This is a genomic window from Nocardia sp. NPDC004340 (assembly GCF_053602575.1).
The window spans coordinates 111,425-128,048 of sequence record NZ_JBSGDW010000011.1 but is presented as its reverse complement, the minus strand read 5'-3'; the positions used below and the strand labels follow the sequence as shown (position 1 = coordinate 128,048).

11 protein-coding genes are annotated in these 16,624 nt (G+C 66.1%); 7 read left to right on the top strand and 4 right to left on the bottom strand.

All coding sequences use genetic code 11. From position 1 onward, the window contains the following. Window positions 1-169: 169 nt before the first annotated feature. The 5 genes from ACWEOI_RS31185 (at window position 170) to ACWEOI_RS31165 (ending at window position 3,927) form a co-directional block, all read left to right on the top strand. Window positions 170-655 carry an SUKH-3 domain-containing protein gene (locus ACWEOI_RS31185; protein ID WP_452361907.1) on the top strand — a complete coding sequence of 162 codons (486 nt, stop codon included), beginning with the start codon at window positions 170-172 and terminating at the stop codon, window positions 653-655. A gap of 69 nt (window positions 656-724) precedes the next feature. After that, window positions 725-1,054 carry a WXG100 family type VII secretion target gene (locus ACWEOI_RS31180; RefSeq protein ID WP_452361906.1) on the top strand — a complete coding sequence of 110 codons (330 nt, stop codon included), beginning with the start codon at window positions 725-727 and terminating at the stop codon, window positions 1,052-1,054. Then, a complete protein-coding gene (locus ACWEOI_RS31175; RefSeq protein WP_379280446.1) occupies window positions 1,054-1,341 on the top strand; it encodes a WXG100 family type VII secretion target in 288 nt (95 codons plus the stop codon). The genes ACWEOI_RS31180 and ACWEOI_RS31175 overlap by 1 nt, the downstream gene beginning before the upstream one ends. Then, complete coding sequence (locus ACWEOI_RS31170) at window positions 1,338-2,819, top strand: WXG100-like domain-containing protein (protein WP_452361905.1); 1,482 nt, start codon at window positions 1,338-1,340, stop codon at window positions 2,817-2,819. Before ACWEOI_RS31175 ends, ACWEOI_RS31170 begins: the two co-directional genes overlap by 4 nt. Window positions 2,820-2,835: 16 nt before the next feature. Next, entirely contained in the window at window positions 2,836-3,927 is a 1,092-nt protein-coding gene (locus ACWEOI_RS31165; protein WP_452361904.1) for a hypothetical protein, read from the top strand. Window positions 3,928-4,060: 133 nt separating this feature from the next. On the opposite strand, the gene ACWEOI_RS31160 is transcribed toward ACWEOI_RS31165, so the two are convergent. Beyond that, window positions 4,061-4,273 carry a hypothetical protein gene (locus ACWEOI_RS31160; protein ID WP_452361903.1) on the bottom strand — a complete coding sequence of 71 codons (213 nt, stop codon included), beginning with the start codon at window positions 4,271-4,273 and terminating at the stop codon, window positions 4,061-4,063. 17 nt (window positions 4,274-4,290) lie between these two features. After that, window positions 4,291-4,740 carry a hypothetical protein gene (locus ACWEOI_RS31155; RefSeq protein ID WP_452361902.1) on the bottom strand — a complete coding sequence of 150 codons (450 nt, stop codon included), beginning with the start codon at window positions 4,738-4,740 and terminating at the stop codon, window positions 4,291-4,293. A 271-nt stretch (window positions 4,741-5,011) separates the two neighbouring features. On the opposite strand from ACWEOI_RS31155, the gene ACWEOI_RS31150 reads away from it, so the two are divergent. Further along, window positions 5,012-11,659, top strand: coding sequence for a DUF3320 domain-containing protein (locus ACWEOI_RS31150; protein WP_452361901.1), 6,648 nt, complete (start codon window positions 5,012-5,014; stop codon window positions 11,657-11,659). Window positions 11,660-11,680: 21 nt separating this feature from the next. Here ACWEOI_RS31150 and ACWEOI_RS31145 read toward each other — a convergent pair whose 3' ends face one another. Both ACWEOI_RS31145 and ACWEOI_RS31140 read right to left on the bottom strand, forming a co-directional pair. Continuing rightward, window positions 11,681-12,280, bottom strand: a complete 600-nt coding sequence (locus ACWEOI_RS31145; RefSeq protein WP_452361900.1) for a DUF4352 domain-containing protein — start codon at window positions 12,278-12,280, stop codon at window positions 11,681-11,683. Window positions 12,281-12,334: 54 nt separating this feature from the next. Beyond that, window positions 12,335-12,808, bottom strand: a complete 474-nt coding sequence (locus ACWEOI_RS31140; protein WP_452361899.1) for a hypothetical protein — start codon at window positions 12,806-12,808, stop codon at window positions 12,335-12,337. An 836-nt stretch (window positions 12,809-13,644) separates the two neighbouring features. Between ACWEOI_RS31140 and ACWEOI_RS31135 the strand changes: the two genes are divergently transcribed. After that, window positions 13,645-16,473, top strand: coding sequence for a GmrSD restriction endonuclease domain-containing protein (locus ACWEOI_RS31135; RefSeq protein WP_452361898.1), 2,829 nt, complete (start codon window positions 13,645-13,647; stop codon window positions 16,471-16,473). Window positions 16,474-16,624: the final 151 nt, after the last annotated feature.

The window sequence follows — 16,624 nt, the reverse complement described above, 5'->3', positions numbered from 1 at the left end:
GATGGTACTGCACTCGACAGGGTGTGGGAGAGTAGGACACCGCCGGAACATCATTCGCGAAGGCCCCCAGCAATAGCTGGGGGCCTTTGGCGTATCTCGATCAAATCGATACGTGCCCAAGAACTTCCAGCGCCGAATATCCACTATGCGCTACTTTTGGCCGAATCCAGTGACGTGCCGAGCCCTCACCGCAGCGGGCTGGACCCCTTCCCGTCGTGTCGACATCACCGGCTGGACCGACCAGCTGGAAGCCGAGGGCTTCCACGTCTCCCGCCCCGCTGCGAGCATCCTCCAAGGCTTCGGCAACCTGACCCTCCAGCCCCCGGATCTCCCCGGCGCCCTCTGGACCGCGGACCCCCTATTCTTCGACCCGATCGACGTAGCCAGCGGCATGTACGACCGCTACGCCGATTTCGAACGCGCCCTGGGCCACCGCATGACCCCCCTGGCAGCCAACACCGCCGGCACCACCTTCCTCCTGATGCTCGACGACGGCCGCATCGTCTCCGACGGCGTCCTCTCCCTCGACCTCGTGGCCCCCACCTTCCCCCAGGCCCTCGAGGTCATCATCCGCCGCCACACCACCCCCACCTCGATCCTCTCCTACCACCGCCCGCGCCCCCGCTTCACCTCCGAGTGGATGCACGCGGGCTAGCCCCACCCCGAGTGCGCGAAGTTCGAATCTCGCACCCCACCACCGCCTTCCGTCACTACCTTCGTGCGGATGGTGGGGATACTGAAGATCGACCCGGCCGCGATGCGAGCGGCCGCGGATTGGCTGGACCGCGCGGCCCAGGACCTCGTGGACGACCTGACCGCACACATGCGGCTGGTCCGCTCGTTCCTGGGCGGCGACTGGCAAGGTGACGCCGCGGCCTCACACGAGACCCCTTGGACCGATTGGGAATCCGGCGCCCACCGGATTCTCACCTCCTTCGCCACCGACGCCGCCTTGCTCCGCCAGGTGGCTTCGGAACACACCCGGATTGACCACCACCGAGCGGAGGCGGTCGCGCAAGCCGGCTCGGGCCTCGACCTGCCCGAGGTGGTCTAGTGGCGGACTATCGGGTCGACCTGGGTGGTCTGCAGCAACTCATCGACGGCACAGCCAAACTGGAGTCCTCGATCGAGGCCCGGATAGCCGCGATCGAGAAGTGCGTAGCCGAGCTCCACGTGGACTGGTCCGGCGAAGCCGCCACCGCCCACCGCGCCGCCCACGATGACCGTGTAGCCGCGGCCGCCCTCATGCGCGAGGCTCTGCGAGCCCTGCGCGAGAAGCTCTCCGCAGCCCACACCGCCTACGAAACGGTGGGATCCACCAACGCGTCCATGTGGCCATGAGCCCGCCTCCCACGGTCCCGCTGATCGTCTGCCGCTCAGGCGAATACAGCTCCGCCGGAGAGGTTTTCGGCACCCTCGAGTCCGACGCGATCGAAACCCACTCCGGCCTGCTCACCGTCCTCCGCGCGAACGTCGGTATGGCAGGCAGCGACACCATCGCCCAAGAATGGTCCGCCGCCTACGACCAAGCCGCGAACTCAGCCCTGCAAGCCTCCGCCCAACTGGCCGCCGCCGCGGCACAAGTCCGAGACCTGATCGTGGTCGGTGCCTACAACCACCAGGCAGGTGAGTCCGCAGCCGACCACAACGAGGTGGAACCCCCTCCACCACCCGCTCTGACCCCGCCATCCTGCCTCCCCGACGAGGCTCCCTCCGCGGCCGGCGACGGCATCCCCGAACCGTTCGGCTGGTCGATCATCAAGGATGCCGTAGGCGCGATGTGGCCCAACGGCCACCAGTCCGAACTCCTTGCCGCCCAGTCCGCCTGGTCCACCTCGGCCACCAACTTCCACACCCTGGCCGACACGATCCCGAAGGCCATCGACCTCCTCACCAACCAGCAGTCCGAGGAAATCCCCGCCGCCATCGAGGCTGCCCGCTCCCGCCAATCAGACCTGACCGACCTCGCCGCCATCAGCACCGAGATCGGAATAGCCTGCGGCGACTACGCCCACCACCTCGACGAGGCCCACCACCAGATCCTCGACGAGCTTAAGGACCTGGGCCTCGAAACCGCCGCGGTAGAAGTCGGCTTGGCGTTATTGGCTCCTGTCACCGCGGGCCTGTCCGAGTACATCGGCAACTCCGCCTGGGCCGCCCGCGTAGCCGTCAAAGCAGCCCGAATCGCATCGATCATCGCCGGCTTGGCCACCAAGGCAAGAGAATCCGCGCGGGTCGTCGGCGTCCTGGCCGACCGAGTCCGAGCCCTCACGGCAAAGGTCGCCAAGTGGGTCCAGGAGGCCGCAGCGAGACTGGCAGTCTTCGGCCGCCGAACAGGCTCTGTTCCCAAACTCAGGACCACCCCGATGAACCCCCACTACAAGGGCGAAAACCTCCCCGGAAACTCGATCTGGCCAGGACAATCCGTTCGCTACCTCACCCCCGAAGAACGCCAGAGCTTCCAACTCTCCATCCACGATAGCAAGCTCTACGACGCCACCGGCGCCCTGTTCGACACCACCACCTCAGCTACCCACTTCAACGGCGGAAGAGCGATCTTCGTCATGGACGAGAACGGTGCCCTCTACGCCTCGAAGTACCATGCCCCCGGCGAATTCCACCACTCCAGCTTCCTTTCCGGCGCCCCGGTTGCCGGTGCAGGCGAGTTCGAAGTGGTCAACGGCGAACTTCGCTTCATCACCGACGCCAGTGGCCACTACCGCCCCGCCCAAACATTCTCGAACCAGGTTATCGACCAACTTCGCAGTGAAGGCCTCCGAATAGATCCCACCCAGATCGACCTGCGAGCCCCGAAGTAGCAAGAGAGGATTCGACATGACCGAGAAATGGCGGGCAGTTGTCACCGCCGTCCTGTACCGCACGCAGTTCGCCAGTGCCCTCGGCGACACGGAGGCCCGTCGCACCGCAGAATGGCTTGTCCACCAACCCCTCTGGGACCTGACGGTCGAGGAAGAACACCAGGCCCTCACCACGGCCCTCCACTCCGACACGGCCATCGACCCAGTCGTCCACGCCCCATTCACCGAAGCAGAAAAGCGCCACTTCCTCACCCGCGTAGTCGCCGACCTCGACACCATGCGCCCATGGCCCGACCGCGCTTACCGCGAGATCCGGCTCGAAAGGTGGTCAGAGTTCGTCCACCTCGACCCCATCGCCCGAATCGACCTGTCCTGGATCGACATCCAGCCCATCGTCGGAAAGATGTTCCGAAAGCCCGCCGGCTACAACCGCGAGGTACTGCTCCTCCGCCTGAAGTCCGGCACCGAAGTGGGCTTCATCTGGCCCGGCTGGCGCGACCGAAACGCGACCGCTCTGGTAGCGCGCGAGAACAACCCCAACGCCGCCGCGATAGTCCGGGAGATCCTGTCGTCCTCATCCCTCGACCCCTCCAAAGTGACCGTCCTGTCGACCCCCTCAGCTCCCGTGCCCTACGAAACAACCCCACTCCGCCCCGAGTTCATAGGCGAGCACCTCCCAGGAAACACCCGCTGGAACGGCACTCACGTCCGCTACCTCACCCCCGCCGAACGCGCCCCATACAAGCTCACCATCACCAACGGCCTCCTCTACGACGCCCAAGGCGCCCCCTTCGACACCACCACATCCCGAACCCTCTGGACCCCCCAGGGCGGCCGAGCCATCTTCGTCATGGACGCCCAAGGCAACCTCTACTCTTCCCCTCACCACATCCTCGGCCAATTCCACCACTCCAGCTTCCTGGCCGGTGCCCCAGTAGCCGCAGCCGGCGAACTCTCCACCACCTCCGGCCGCCTCAACCTCATCTCCGACCACAGCACCCACTACCGCCCACCCCGTCGCTTTACCCACCAACTCCTCGACAACCTCCGCCGCCACGGCATCAACATCACCGACAACCAAGTCGAGTACCACATGCCTCCGGACTAGCTGGACCATCGACCGCCGTGCCGAGCTGCATGGCTGGCTGGGTCAGTGGGATGGGTCCGTGTAGTTCAGAAGCTGCTCTCGATTCGCGATCGCCGCGGGGTCTCCAGACGGCAGGTTCCACCACCAATGGCTGTCAGGCAGCCCCGGCGGAATGGTGTCCGGGGGCAGTGGAGCGTGGCGCCCGATCGCGGAGCGTCTCATCGATTTCCTCGACCGATTCGCGGTTTTCCATGTCGAACCCATCGGCCATACCCGGGTAGTCGTCGAGCAGCAGCTGGATCGCCGACCGTCGCAGGCTGGGCTCGTACCAGCCGTCGATCGCAATGCTGATGACAAGTGGAGTCATCGTCGCAGATCTTGTGGTTAGGCACCCGACCGGAAGGTGATGCCGTAGCGCTGGTGTGCGCGACGACCTTCCACGACGGCGACGATTGTGATCGTGAAACACCCTCCGAGGAGAATTAGGAGATTGACCGAAGTAGGAAGCAGTGTGGGTTTCGGCGTGGCGATGTCGATGATGGCGGCCATGGTGGCCAGGTACACGGGGAACGCGATCACCCCTGACGGCATCAGCCGCTGCATCGCAACGGCGACCATCCCTTCGATCACGTTGTCGGTGTACCGGCCGACGACGAGCAGTTGATCCCCAGTCCCACCGCCGTCCGGGCCGCACCCAAGTCGTCGATGGTCTTGTCCAGGGGCGCGAGCCGCTATTGCGGCCGAAACAGCCTGCTTGCCAAAGTCTGTCCGTATTCGACCGGCGCCAGCAGCAATGCCCACATGTGTTGTCCCCAGGTGAGTCAGCACGCCCATGTACCCGAATGTGCTGGTACATAACCAATGCCGAGTCCGGTTGGGCGGGTTTGCCGTCTTCGGTTCGCCCCGCAGACCGATTCGGTGACCGATTGAATCGGCTTGCCGGGCATGGGCGGGTGCTGGGATGATGCAAGCCGCTGACCGCGTCAGTCGGTCGAGGCGTAACGTCGCAGTCCCGCAAGCGGATTCACGCGAATGTACGTGACGACATAACGTCTGCCACCGGGCATCTCGGTCCAGTGGCACTAGCGGCGGGGATGGGCAGCTCTTGAGGAACGCGCAGTCGGCGGTTGGTCAGGGGAACGCGGAGCGGCTCGCCGAGGTGTTGGAGCGGTGGCGAGGTTCGCTGATCGATCTGACCGGTCGTAATCGTTTGTTGAACTTCCGGCACACCGCGGCAGCGACACTGGACCTCGAGCATCCCCCCGCCGCACAACTGCTGGCCGGCCTGGTTCGCGGTATGGACTTCGCGCCGTTGCCGGAGGAGGAACCGGGACTGGATCGCTCGGGGCGGATGCGGCTCGCATCCCAGCGCCCCCGCGCGGTCATCACTCAGAAGACGACCGGACCGGCCCTGCGCCGGTCCTTGAAGAACCTGAGTGCCAAGTCGACTCAGATGTTCAACGACTACGGCCTGTGGACGCTGCAGATCGGCGTGGGAATGCTGAACTGGCGCGACGCGTCGGCAGGGTATGAGGCTCCACTGGTGCTCGTGCCAGCCCTTGTCGAGCTGACTCGCACGGGTGAGTACCGGCTGCGCATCAATGAGGAGGACGAGCCGCGGCACAATCCGGCGCTGGCGGTGAAACTCGAGCAGTTCCAGGTGGATTGGTCGAAGGTGGCCGACCTCGATCCGATGGACTTGCCTGCGGTGCTGGCCGCCGCGCGTGCGGCCGTCGCGCACCAGCGTGACTGGTCGGTGTCGGATCGGGTTGTGCTGGCGCAGTTCGCCTCCCACAAGGAGGCCATGTACAAGGACCTGCTCGACAATCAAAGCCGGGTGATGGCCAGTGATCTGGTGCGCGCCGTGGCGCTCGGGCCCCGGTCCGGTTTGTCTGCATCGCGGTTCGACTTCGCGCCATTGGATCTCGCGCGTATCGATGAGTTGAGTCCACCCGAGCAGACGCCGCTGGTGCTCGACGCCGACGTGTCTCAACGCCAGGCAGTCGCGGCTGCGGTGGCTCGCCGGTCGTTCGTGCTGGACGGGCCTCCTGGCACAGGTAAGAGCCAGACTATCGCGAACATGATCGCGGGCCTGTTGCACGCCGGTCGTACCGTGCTGTTCGTGTCCGAGAAGGCCGCCGCGCTCGATGTGGTGCTCGACCGGCTGCGCTCAACCGGGCTGGATTCCTATGCGCTGGCCCTGCACAGCCACAATGCCAGCCGCAAGGCTGTCGCCCAGGAACTGGGCCGGTGCCTCACCGAGGTCCCGTCCGCACCGGAATTGCCGGCCGAGGAGCTGACAGCCCTGCGCGGCACGCGTGAATCACTGAGCGCGTACGCGGCCGCCATGAACGAGGTCCGGGGCCCGCTCGGTGCGAGCGTGCACGATGTGATCGGCATGGTGGGGCGATTGTCGTCGATTCCTGTCGCTGTGAATCTGTTGTCAGCGGCCGGTCGTAACGGTTCGGCGGCAGTGGAGGATTTCCGGCCCGAGCGCCTCAGCGCCGCGGATGTTCGGTCCGTCGTGGATGCGGCCGAGGTGATCGCCGAGGTCTGGCCGGTGATGGTGGACAAGACTTTCGTCTGGCGCGGACTGCGTGGCGATGTCCGCAATGCGCGGGTCGTCGTAGAACGGGCCCGAGCCGCGCTCGACCAGGTTGTGGAGGTCGCGGAGGAATTCCGCGAGTTGACGGGCGGCACACCGGCTTACGACGATCAGAGTTTGACGCGCTTGTCCAAATTGCTGGAGTTGACCGCGACCCGCCCGCCGGTGCCGATGGCCTGGCTGACCGGGCGAGATCCGGGCGAAATCGACCGACAGATCAGGGACTTCCAAGGTCGGCTGCGCAAGTTGCGTCACTCGGCCGACGAAGCGCGGGCCGCGCTCGGACCCAAGTGGGACGAGCTTCCCGGTCGCGTGAGCGCCGATGTGTCCGCGGCGGAGACCGCCTTGGCGAGGTTGTCGCCACCGGGTCTCAACGTCACCGGTCGTCAGGAGACCATCCTGCGCCACTGGAGTCGGGAATTCGATTCCGCCGCTGATCATTTCGAGCAGATGTTCAACACCGCCGTGGAGACCGCGGCAGAACTCGGCAGCCCGCCCCCTGCCGACGAAGACGCGGTCCGGGGGCTGTGCGAGCTGATCGTGTTGACCGCCGCCGAGTACCGCCCGCTGCACAGCTGGCTGACACCCGATGGGGCCGAGGACGCTACACGGGCGGCGGTGCGGGTGGTCGCAGACCGGATCGACGAATTCCTCGCCCGTATGGCGGCCGTTCAGGTGGTGCGGGACGCCGCCGAAGTCGTGTTCGGCCTCGGCTGGCAGAGGCTTCCTTCCGAACAGAGCGCCGAGCTGTTCCCTTCGGAACTCGCCCTCGCCGCCTTGACCCCGCCGGCTGTCGGCCTCGCCGCTCTCAACCGTGAACAGGCGGGTGAGCTCGGCGTGCGCTTCGCGCTGCTGTCGCGCACGCTCGAATCCGCCGATGACGCCGCCGCGGCCGTTGCGGGCCAGCTCGGTTGTCCCTTACCCGCGACGGTCGAGCAAGCGGCGAATCTGCTGGAGTTGATCGACGCCGCCGACAGTGCGGATCGCGCGCCGCGAGGATGGTTCGAGCCCGAGGGCCTGGTAAGGGTCGCCGAGCTGCTGGATGAGATCGAAGTCGCCACAGTGGGATTGGCAGCCGCTCATGACGCCGCGCGGCAGTGTTTCCAGCAGGCTGCACTCGATACCCCCGGTCTGCAGGATTCGATAGCGATACTGCTGAGCAGTCCGCGCGGCTTAGGAGGTGTCTTCTCACGACAAGTCCGGCAGGCGCGGAAGGCGATCGCCCCGGTCACGATCGCCGGCACCTGGCGGCGCGAGGTCTATGGGCAACTCCCGCTGGCAGTGGAATGGCATGCGGCACACCACCGTTTGCGCACATTGGTGGTCGACAACGCGGAGCTGCTCGGTGGACGTGTCGACGTGGAACGACCCGACGTAGATCGCTTGCGCAACGCTTTGGCGCATGCCCGGCTCGTGCATCGTTTGGCTCCGGCCGCGGTGGCCGATCCAGCACGCCGTCGGCTCCTGGCGGCATGCCTCGCCGACGACGGTGCTGTTCCGGGGAGTGTGCGCCAGCGAGCCTTCGAGCTCGCCGACGGGTTGTCGACGTGGCGTGATGCGGTGACACGAGCGCCGCTGGCCGATAAAGCCGTTGAGCTGACCAAACGGCCGCTTCGGGAAGCAGCCGAGTGGCTGCATGCTCATCTCGAGCCGTTGCGGCAAGGATGCGCGCTGCTGGACCACATCGCCACCGCAAGGGGCTTGGACCCGTCGTCGGCTGCGGGGCAGACACTGGTGCATGCACGTGAGGCGATCGGGGTGGCGCACCGAGCCCAGTGGGTAACGAGGCGCTTCGAAGCCCAGAGCGCGGCCGATATCCGCCTGCTGGGCCCGTGGTACTTCGGACTCGAAACCGTGGCGGCCGGTATCGGCAAGGGGAAGCCGCCGGGTGGCGCCCGATTCGCGGGCTGCGAACTCGTGCGGCGCGCGGTCGATTCACGCTCGGCTGACCCGGCGACCGAGTCGGATATCGCCGCGCTGGGCCATTACGCGAAGGATCTGGACTCGGCGGCGCTGTGGCGAGCGCTCGAGGTGGCGCACCGGGTCGTGGACATCGTTCCCGACGCGCATGCCGATCCCACACGCCGGCAGCGGTTTTCCCAGTCCTTCGCCTGGGGGCAGACGCCCTCCGCGGAGCTGCCGCGATTGGCCGAGCGCCTGCGTGATCAGCTCGAACACTGCGAGCTGCTCGCCGGCGCACCCGATTTCGCGGAAGTGTGGCCGTCGTTGTCCGGAATGGGACTGGGTGATCGAGCCTCATGGCTGCGCGCTCACCTCGAGGCCGTCGAGATCGCCGCTGATCTGCTCGAGGCGGTCTCGCGCGCGTCCGGTCGAGTGCTGACCGTGGCGGGTGCGCGCGCCGCGGTGGTGAAGGTGGCCGCCGCCCGTGCCGCGCAATCGAGGTTCGACGATTCCGATCAGAACTGGCGTGAGTTGCTCGGGGAGCTGTACGTCGGTGCGGACACCGATCTCGACGCCGTTCACGCCGCGCTGGACTGGGCCGACAACGTCCGCCGCCGGATGACGGGCGGTGGGCACTCGCGGCCCGTGCCGGAGTCCGCGGCTCGGGTCATGCTGACAGCCGACCCCGGTCCCGGGATGGCCGGTCTGCATGAGCACTGGCAACAGCGCCGGTCCGAGCTCTGCGAGTGCTTCGACATTGGACGAGTCCTCGGAATCCGTGGGCCGTTGGAGAATTCGCTGACCAGCGCGCGTGCGTTTCTCGGCGAACTGGCCGAGAACGAGCACGGTCCGGAGGCGTGGCAGCGGTATCTCGGCGCGAGTTCGACGTTCCGGACATTCGGATTGTCCGGGCTTCCGGAGCGTTTGGCCAAACTCGGCCGGAAGCCGGCCGATCTCGCGCCCACGGTCGAACGCATGGTGCTGACTGCCTGGGTGGATTACTGGCTGTCCAAGGACTCGCGGTTGTCGCCGGCGCGCGCGGCGGACCGAGATCGTCTGGTGGACGACTTCCGCAGAGCCGATACGTTACTGGTGCGGTCCTCGCATGCGACGGTGATCGCCGCCTGCAACGCAAGGCGGCCGCGGAGCATCAGCAGCGGCGCGGCCGCGATACTCCAGCGGGAGGCGGGCAAGAAGACTCGGCATATGCCAGTCCGCGTATTGCTGGATCAGACGCGTGATGTCGTACAGCGGATCAAGCCGTGCTTCATGATGAGTCCACTGACGGTCAGCCAGTTCCTGCCTCCGGACTTCCGTTTCGACGTGGTCATTTTCGACGAGGCTTCCCAGGTGCTGCCCCAGGACGCGGCGAACTCGATCTATCGGGGCGACGCCCTGATCGTGGCCGGGGACCAGAAACAGCTGCCGCCGACCGCGTTCTTCACGGCCGCGGGCAGCAATGACGGCGACGAGTGGAATGAGGACGACGGTATCGCCTTCGAATCCGTCCTCGACCTGTGCAAGGGCAGCGGTGTGCTGCCCAGCCTGCCGTTGCGCTGGCACTATCGCAGTCGCCACGAAAACCTGATCGCCTTCAGCAACCACGAGTTCTACGGCGGCTCGATGGTGACCTTCCCCGGTGTGCTCGAGGCAGGCCCCGACATCGGGGTCGAGTTCATCAAGGCCGATGGGGTCTACGACCGTGGTCGGCGCCGGGACAATCCCCGCGAAGCCGAGGTTGTCGCGCAGCGCGTGATGCATCACGCCGAGACCCGTCCCGATCTGACGCTCGGTGTGGTGGCGTTGTCGAAACCGCAGGCCGACGCGATCGAGGAGGCTGTGCAGCGTCTCCGGCAGTCACGGCCGGAATTCGAGGACTTCTTCACCGATGACCGTCTCAACGGCTTCTTCGTGAAGAATCTCGAATCCGTCCAGGGCGATGAGCGGGACGTGATTCTCTTGTCGATCGGCTATGGACCCGACGAGTCCGGAAAGCTGCGTTCGGTATTCGGCCCCATCAACAGCGACGGCGGCTGGCGACGGCTCAATGTCGCCGTCACCCGAGCCCGCCGGCGACTCGAGCTGATCGCCTCGTTCCACGGTGCAGACCTGCCCGAAAGCCCGAACCCCAGTGTGCAGCACCTTAAGCGGTACCTGACGTATGCCGAGCACGGTCCAGCAATGCTGGGCTCGGGCGGAACCGACCTGGAAGTGCCGACCTCGGGCCCGTTCGAGGAGGATGTCATCGACACCCTGCGTGATTGGGGATACGAAGTCGAGCCCCAGGTCGGCGTGGCGGCCTATCGGGTGGACATGGCGGTGCGGCATCCCGCCGCACCGGGCGTATTCGCGCTGGGCGTCGAATGTGATGGCGCGATGTACCACGCCTCGCGTGCGGCCCGTGATCGGGATCGCCTGCGGGAGGCGGTGCTTCGCGCGCTCGGCTGGCGGTTGCACCGGGTCTGGGGCGCGGATTGGCACCGCGACCGCGTCGGTGCGAAAGCGCGGCTGCGCTCAGCGGTGGAGGCGGCCTGCGCCGTCGAGCCGGCCGAGGCTGCCATACGGACCGGATCGGGCACGTCACCCGGCGCTGGTGTCCGTGGCACCGAAAACGCGTCTGCCACAGTAGAATTCGTTCCGGTTGAGGCCGCACCGCCCGGCTGGGTCCGTCCCTACCACGCGGTGACCTGGCAGCAGCTCGCCGAGGTGCGCCACCGGGTTTCGAAAGAAGCGCGCGTCGGGGAGGTCCAACTCCAGGACCGCGACGCGGGTCCGGTGATCACAGCGGTAGTGCTGCGGGTCGTCGACGAGGAAGGCCCCATCGATGAATCGGTGATTATCGCCCGGGTTCGTTCGGCGTGGGGCTTCCAGCGCGCAGGTCGCACGGTCCAGCAAGCGATTCGGACCGTGCTCGACACCATGGTCCGCGACCGTCGGCTGACTCGCGCCGAAACCACCTACACGCTGCCCGGCCGCATGGTGACCGCGGTCAGGGCTCCGTCTGCCGGCTATGTGCGCAAGGTCGGCGAGGTGCCCCCGGCGGAACGGCGATTGGCTCTTCGTAACGTGATCACCGATGCGTCCGGCGCGCTCCCGGAGGAAGCGATCCGCGAGGTAGCCGAGATCTTCGGCTGGTCCCGGCTCGGGGCCGACATTCGCGCTCAGCTGAACAACGACGTGGAGATCCTGTTGCGGCGGCAGGAGATCCGGAGAACGGATTCCGGGCGGCTGGTCGTGGTGGAGTGAAGTAGGCGGCCCGGCCCGGTGCTACTTGATCGCGACGCGCGCGCCGCCGGACAGGATCGAGTCGTGGAATTCGACGGCGGCCGGGACCGTGCCCTTGGGGACGTCGAACACCAGGACCGCCGAGAGCTTGTTGCCCGGATTGATTTCGGACAGCAGGTCCTTGTTCACGTTCAATGCGGCGCCGGAGTCGTTGGAGAACTCCTTGCCCTGCTCGTCGATGAGCTTCTGGTTGTCCCCGAAGAAACTCTGCTTCTGGTTGCCGACATTGGTGATGTCCACGTACACGAGCACGAACTCGCCCTGAGCGTCCTTCTTCAGGATCTCGCTGGTGCCCACCGTGGTAATCGGCGGGTCGACCCGCGTAACCGCGAACGAGAACTTCCCGTCCCGCACCGTCGTCCCGACCGGCTCAGCGGTGGTCCGCTTCTCCTCCTGTTTGGCGACCTCGTGCGCGGCACCGCCGATCAGCGCGGCGCATCCGCCGAAGAGCAGCAGCAGGCAGGCGAGGAACCCGCCGAGCACCCACGGCCAGATGCGCCGCTTCTTCGGCGGCTGCGGCGGGTAGTACGGGCCCTGCGGCTGTCCGGACCAGGGCTGCTGCGGCATGTTCGGGTTGGTCATGGCTGAATTCCTTTGTGAGATAAGGGATGAAAGAGTGTCGGGTTGTTCGCCGGTTCAGGACGCGTCGCCGGGTATCACGTCGGTGACCGTCACCGTCAGCACATCGTTGGGTCCGCTGGTGCTGACCAGTTCTTTCGAGTCGAATCGGTAGCTGACCTGGCGGGCGGTGTCGCCGCGGCTGATGGTGAACGAGTTCGTTTTCGGACCGTCCTCTCCGCCGTCGATCTGATAGATCACGGTCCATTTCTTGCCCGCAGGAATGTCCTGCCCGAAGCTGAAACTCGGGTCGATCTGGACGTAGACGCTGCAGCCGGCCGACCCGTAACAAGATTTCTTCACAACCTTCAACGCCAGACTGATCTGGTCGGGGGTCGGTTGAAACTCCGGCTTCGGGGCGACTGTGGTGGTGGTCCGCGCCGGAGCCGGCGACGGTGCGGCGGTCGGGGAAGTCGGGCTGGGGCCGCATCCGGCGGTAGCCATGATCAGTCCGGCTGTCAGCGCGCCGGCTGCGATCGTTCGCTTGAACATGATTCCTCGAAAAGTGTTGCAGGGATGATTGTTTTATCGGGTCGATCTGCGATCGTGGCGCACGCGGCCGATCACCCACCGGGTCGCTGTGAGTAGCCGAGCACGCAGGATCGAGCCACGATGGATCGCCGCCCCCGGTTGCGCTCGTGCGGGGGACGTCGCCGGGGCCGGGTTCTGTGAAGGGGCTTCGGACCTGGTGATCGGCACAGTTCGCGCGGCCACCTCGAGCGGTGTCGGTACCGGGCGGCCGTTTATATGGGCCGGTTGCAGGGGCGTCGGCCGACGGGTCGCTTGCCCACCTGTGGTCGAGTCGTGCCCGCCGGTGTTCGAGCCGAGGTGGTATTCCTCGAGCGACCAGCTGGTCAAGTGCCAGCCGTCGCAGGCGGGACAGCAGTACACCCGCTTCTCCCGGCGTGCGGAGTCGGTGCGGTCCAAGCAGGCGAGCACGATCTCGGCGTCACTGCGAGTCATAAAGCGCCGCTTGCCGATCGCGCACCGCGTAGCGGGCACGCGGGTGGGCTGTCGCGTGAGGTCCGAACCGTCGCGCAACCCGAGACCGCGGTGCGTTCGGTGGGTTCGGCGTCGTCCCCGGTGCTGCTGTGCAAGGTGCGATACGCGGACTCGGTGGCTCATGGTGTCAACATCCTCGACTGTGAACTCATGCTCTGGCTCAACTTCTTGCGGAAGCGTGAATCACGTTAGATATCCATGAAAGCATTGTCAACCGATCTATTGGCTCTTAACTTTACCTAGGGTGCCTAAGGTTGCTAACCGGTGCCAGGCGTCGGTGTGGCCCGGTAGGGTGCGGTGAGCTGCTGGGAGAGAACGAGGGACTGATGAAGGCGTCGGAGACAACGTTTGCCGCACTTGTGCAGGGGGAGAAGCAGTTCCAGATCCCGCTGTATCAGCGCACGTACTCGTGGTCGGACAAGCAGCTGGCTCAGCTGTGGAGCGACATCTGCGAGCAGGCGGAGTTGCTGGCCGACGGTGATCAGTCCACCAGCCATTTCTGCGGTTCGGTGGTGCTCGCGCCGTCGCCGCTGAATGATGCGAGCTTCGCGCGCTGGCTGGTGGTGGACGGCCAACAGCGTTTGACGACACTGAGTTTGGCGCTGGCGGCGATCCGTGACCACTTGGGGGAGTCGGATCCGCGGCAGCGGGAGCGGATCAACGAGCAGTACCTGATCAACAAGTTCCAGGAGGGCGACGGGTTCTTCCGGTTGTTGCCGACGCAGGCGGATCGGGGAGCCTATGCCGAGCACATCCGCGAAACCCACGCCGGTGACGGTGGCGACCGGGTCGGTGCGGCCTACCGCTTCTTCCGGCAGGCGCTGCTGGCGGTCGAGGGTGCGGCCGACGGTTCGGCGGTCGTCCAGATCGAGAAGGCGATCACTACCCGGCTGACCCTGGTGCAGGTGGTCGCCGAACGCGATGACAACGTGCATCGAATCTTCGAGTCGCTCAACAACACCGGTTTGAAGCTGTCGCAGGCGGACCTGCTGCGCAACTATCTGTTCATGCGACTGCCGACCCGTGGCGAGCAGGTCTATCAGGCGTATTGGCTGCCGCTGCAACGCAGTTTGAGTAACGAACAGCTCGAACAGCTGATGTGGCTGCAGCTGGTCCTGCATGGCGGCTCACGGACTCGGAGGCAGGACGTCTATACCGCACAACAGCGGCATTTTTTCCGGACCGGCGAGACCGAGGCCGATATCGAGGTCTACATCCGGGAATTGCACCGCAGGGCTCAGCATTTCCGCCGGATCATCGACCCGGATCGGGAACCCGACCTCGAGGCCCGCCGCTACCTGCGCCGGATCGACCAGTGGCAGGCCGCCACCACCTACCCGGTGCTGATGATGCTGCTGGACCGGCGTGAGGCCGGAGTGATGAGCACGGCCGAACTGGTCCGGGCGCTGTCCTACATCGAGTCCTTCCTGGTTCGCCGAATGATCTGCCACCGGCCGACACAGGGCCTGAATCGGGTCTTTCAAGAGCTGCCGGAGCAGTTGCCCGAGGACATGTCGATGGCCGACGAACTGCACCAGGTCCTGTCCGCACCCCGGCGCTATTGGTCGACCGATGCCGAACTGCGTGAGGCGATCGCGGCGAAGCCGTTCTACTGGCAGGGAAAACCGGAGCAGCGGCGGTTGGTACTGCAACGGCTGGAGGAGAGCTACGAGCACCCCGAGCCGGTGGATTTCGCCAATGCCAAGCTCACCATCGAACACGTACTGCCGCAGCAGCCCGGGCCGGAATGGCTGGAAGCGCTGGCCGCGGAAGCCGGTGACGGGGAGACGGCCGAGGACCTGCACGAGCGGATCGTCCACACGCTTGGAAATCTGACGTTGACCGGTGAGAATTCGCGTCTCTCCAATCACCCGTTCCAGCGCAAACAGGATCTGCTCAAGGGTTCGCATCTGGAGATGAACCGCCGAATTGCCGGGACCGAGCACTGGGGTGCGGCCGAAATCGAGACTCGGGCAGCTGAACTGGCCGAACAAGCGATTCGCCTGTGGCCCGCGCCGCTGGCCAGTGTGGACCGCGGAACCGGGAAGCGGGACTGGACGCTGCTTCGTCAGGCCGTGGCGGTGATCCCGGCGGGCACATGGACCTCCTACGGCGAGCTGGCGGCACTGGTCGGTTCGAGCCCGCACGCGGTCGGCCAGCAGTTGGCGGGGTCGTTCCCGGGGGCCTACCGAGTCCTCGACCAGAGTGGCCGGGTGACAAGGAGTTTCCGCTGGCCCGAAGGAGCGGACCGGGGTGATGTGCACGACGTGCTGCGCGCGGAGGGCATCGCCTTCAACGGCAATGGGGTCGCCGCCGCCGAGCAGCGGCTCACCGCGCAGGACCTGGCCGTTCTGCTCGGCATGAGCGGCTCCGACGACGAGACCGGCGAGCAGTCCGGCCCCGGGGGCGAGCGCCGGGATCGGTTCTTCGCCCAGCTCGAGGACGGAAACCTGGCCGCCGCGGTGACGAACGTCCGTGAACTGCTCGCCTTTTGGGAATCCATCGGCGGCTTCCTCGAATTCGGCGGCGGCGCCAAGTCCACCAGCTGCTTCCTCAGCCTGGCCCGCGGCGGCGACGCGGAGGTGATCTGGCCGCTGGTCGTCTACCCGGGCAATGGCGGTGTGGGCAAGCTGGAAGTGGTTTTCCAGTACCTGGCCGTCCGCGAGCCGTTCAACGAAACGGGCTTGCGGAACGAATTCCGCTCGCGCCTCAATGAACTGTCTACCGTGGACATTCCAGAGGGCAAACTGACGCTGCGGCCGGGAATCCCGCTTTCAGCGATCACGGACGCAGCCGATCTCAAACTCACCTGCGACGCACTGCTCTGGTTCCGGGACACGGCCGTGGGGCGCTCGGCCGGCCTTGTCGGTGTCGCGACCACTGACGGCCCGTGGGGTTCGAACCCGGAGTACCTGTCACAGCCGGTTCGGGAACTGTTGCAGGCCTTGGCCGACCGAGGAGCCCCCAAACCTGAGATCGACGTCGAGCTCGGCACTCACAATTGGCCGATCGAAGCCGTCTGGCCCAGCCGGATGGTGGTGCTCGCCGAAGGCGACGACGCGGAGCGCGACAACGACTTACAGGCGAAGGGATATCGGGTCGTCAAAGTCGGCGGTGTGGAACCCGCGGCGCTCGGAGCCATGCTGAGCGAGTGAGCGCCGGCTTACCCCGGTCGTCTTCGCGCTCGATGCGGGAGGCGATGGCGGCCACGGTCCAGCTCTCGGCGGCGCCCGCGTGGCGGCGTCGAGGGTCGGCGCCCGCACGGCTGCCTCGGCATGATCACGCCCACCGAGTTCGAGGGCAACT